Origin of the sequence: Salipiger sp. HF18 (assembly GCF_011806505.1) — a bacterium.
GTDB classification, from domain to species: Bacteria; Pseudomonadota; Alphaproteobacteria; order Rhodobacterales; family Rhodobacteraceae; genus Salipiger; species Salipiger thiooxidans.
Genome location: NZ_JAATOS010000435.1, coordinates 1 through 3,339, shown reverse-complemented (window position 1 = coordinate 3,339; position 3,339 = coordinate 1). Strand labels below are relative to the sequence as shown.

2 protein-coding genes are annotated in these 3,339 nt (G+C 73.2%); both read left to right on the top strand.

Features of this window, described 5'->3' with window-relative positions; genetic code table 11:
- On the top strand, window positions 1–1,890 hold a 1,890-nt coding region (locus HC022_RS21940; RefSeq protein WP_167453825.1), incomplete at its 5' end, for a xanthine dehydrogenase family protein molybdopterin-binding subunit.
- Window positions 1,887–3,339: molybdopterin cofactor-binding domain-containing protein (locus HC022_RS21935; protein ID WP_167453824.1), on the top strand; the 1,453-nt coding region annotated here is incomplete at its 3' end. The genes HC022_RS21940 and HC022_RS21935, both read left to right, overlap by 4 nt.

Below are 3,339 nucleotides of genomic sequence, written 5' to 3'. Positions count from 1 at the left end.
GGCGAGTTCGCCCCCGGCATCAGCACCGCGCCGCTGACCCTCACCAAGGGCTACGGCGACACCGAGGCCGCCTTTGCGGAGGCCGCGCACGTGGTCGAGCTCGACCTCGCCATCGGCCGGCACTCGGGGATTCCGATGGAGACGCGCGGCGCGCTGGCGGCGTGGGACAAGGGGCGCGAACGGCTCGACCTCTGGGGCGCCACCAAGCGGCCGCACTGGAACCGCGACCGCCTCGCCGAGATGTTCGGCCTTTCCCCGAGCCAGGTCGCGCTGCACGAGCCGCATGTCGGCGGCGGCTTCGGCATCCGGGGCGAGCTCTACCCTGAGGACATCCTCGTCTGTCTCGCCGCCATGCGCCTCGGGCGGCCGGTGAAGTGGATCGAGGACCGGCGCGAGCACATGATGGCCGCCAACCAGTCGCGCGAGCAGCAGCACTTGATCCGCGCCGCGGTCGACGCCGAGGGCAGGCTCCTGGCCATCGACGAGACGCTGCACCACGATCAGGGCGCCTATGTCCGCACCCACGGGGCGCGGGTCGCGGACATGTCGATCGGTCTCCTGCTCGGGCCCTACCGCGTGCCCGCCTATGCGGCGCGCGCCCATTACCGGCTGACCGCCAAGACCCCCGCCGCCACCTACCGCGCGCCCTCGCGGTTCGAGAGCACCTTCGTGCGCGAGCGCCTGATCGACGCGATTGCCGCCAGGACCGGCATCGACGCGCTCGAGCTGCGGCGGCGCAACTTCATCGCCTCCGATGAGATGCCCTTCGACCGCCAGATGACGGCGCTTGAATCGGACGTGATCCTCGACAGCGGCGATTATGTCGGGCTGCTCGGCAAGGCCGAGGCCTTCTGCGGGCTCGACGCGCTGCGTACCGAGGCCGCCGGGCGGCGCGCCAGGGGCGAATGCGTCGGCGTGGGTCTTGCCTATTTCGTCGAGAAAAGCGGCCTCGGGCCCTCCGAGCTGGTGCGCCTGACCGTGCAGCCCGACGGCAGCATCGAGATCGTGACCGGCGCCGCCTCGCTCGGTCAGGGGATGGAGACCGCCGTCGCCCAGATCGCCGCCGACACGCTGGGCGCCGACTACCGCGCCTGCCGCGTCATCCATGGCGACACCGACCGCATCGCGCACGGCTGGGGCGCCCACGCCAGCCGCGTCACGGTGATGACCGGCGAGGCCACCCGCCGCGCCGCCGAGACCGTGCGCGAAAAGGCCCGCGAGATGGCCGCCGCCCTGCTCGATTGCCCCCCCGAGGGCATCGAGATCGACGGCGGCGTCGCCACCTGCCGCACCTCCGGCGCCAGCCTCACGCTGGCCGAGATCGCCGCCGCCCTCGACCCCGTCTCGCCCAGGCGAGGCGACCGCGAGCCCGGCCTCGCCGCCGAGGCGTGGTACCACAACAAGCACATGAACTACCCCTACGGCGCCCATGTCGCGCTGGTGGTCGTCGATGCCGAGACCGGGCGCACCAAGCTCGACCGCTACTGGATCAGCTACGACGTGGGCCGCGCCGTGAACCCGGCGATGATCGAGGGCCAGATCGTCGGCGGCCTCGCGCAGGGGCTCGGCGGCGCGCTGCTCGAGGAGTTCCGCTTCGACGATCAGGGCCAGCCGCTTTCGGTCACCTTCGCCGACTACCTGATGCCGACCTCCGCCGAGATGCCCGACTGCCAGGTGCAGATCCTGCAGGACGCGCCCTCGCCGCTGAACCCGCTCGGGGTCAAGGGCTCGGGCGAGGCGGGCGTGACCGGCTCCGGTGCCGCCATCGCCTCGGCCATCGACGACGCGCTGCAAAGGCCCGGGCCCGCCTCCCGCCCGCCGGCGACGCCGCAAAACCTCAAGGCGCGCATCGCCGAATACGACGCGGCGCGGGCGGAGGGTTCGGAATGACGCCCGACGACACCACCCTCGTCGGCCGCTCGGTCCCCCGGCGCGAGGACCGCGCGCTGGTCGCGGGCCAAGGGCGCTACCTCGACGACATCGCAAGCCCCGGCGGGCTGCACGCGGCCTTCCTGCGCAGCCCCTATGCCCACGCCACCATCGGCGGGGCCGATCTCGACGACATCCGCGCCATGCCCGGGGTCGTCGCCGTCTACACCGCAAGGGAGCTGGCCGCCCTGCTCCCCGGCGGGCAGCGGCTGGCGACGGGCTTGCCGTCCTCGTCCATCGCCTTCGCGCTCGACCGCCCCATCCTCCCCGAGGCAGAGGCCGTCTACGTCGGCGAGGCGCTCGCCATGGTCGTGGCCGAGACCCGCGCCGAGGCCGAGGACGCCGCCGAGGCCATCGACCTCGATCTCGACCCGCTCGACCCGGTGGCCGACCTCGAAAGCGCCGCGCGGGACGATGCGCCCAGGGCCCACGCCCACCTGCCGCACAACCGGCTTGCCAGCTTCGGCTTCGACTACGGCGACATCGGGGCGGCCTTCGACGGCGCCGCGCATGTGGTCTCGCGCCGGTTCCGCATCGACCGGGGCGGCGCGCATTCCATGGAGGGGCGCGGCGTGCTGGCGGCGCCCGACGCGATGACCGGGAGGCTCTCGGTCTGGTCCTCGACCCAGACCCCGCACGCGCTCAAGCGCCACATCTGCACGCTGCTCGCCCGCGACGAGGGCGACGTCGACGTCACCGCCCCCGACCTCGGCGGCGGCTTCGGTCCCAAGCTCGTCACCTACCCCGAGGAAATCGCCGTCGCCGCCGCGGCGCAGGCGCTCGGCCGCCCGGTGCGCTGGGTCGAGGACCGGCGCGAGCATTTCCTCGCCGCCTGCCAGGAGCGCGAGCAGCTCTGGACCGTCGAAATGGCCTTCGACGCCGGCGGCCGCATCCTCGGCCTGCGCGGCACGCTGCTGCACGACCACGGCGCGTGGACCGCGCGCGGGCTCAACGTGCCCTACGCCTCGGGCATGATGCTGCCGCTGATGTACGACGTGCCCGCCTATGACCTGAACATCGTCGTCACCGTCACCAACAAGACGCCCGTCACCCCGGTGCGCGGTGCCGGCCAGCCGCAGGCGACCTACGTGATGGAGCGCCTGCTCGACGCCGGCGCCCGCGTCTGCGGGCTCGACCGCGCCGAGATCCGCCGCCGCAACCTCGTGACACCGGACCGGATGCCCTGCCTGCGCCCGCTCAAGCTGCGCTCGGGCGAGCCCGTCGTGCTCGACAGCGGCGACTACCCCGAGACCCAGCGCAAGGCGCTCGACGGCATCGGCTGGGCGGGGTTCGAAACCCGCCGCGCCGAGGCCCGCAGCCGCGGCAAGCGGCTTGGGGTCGGCCTTGCCAACTACGTCGAGGGCACCGGCCGCGGACCGTATGAAACGGTGAGCGTGCGCATCGCGCGCG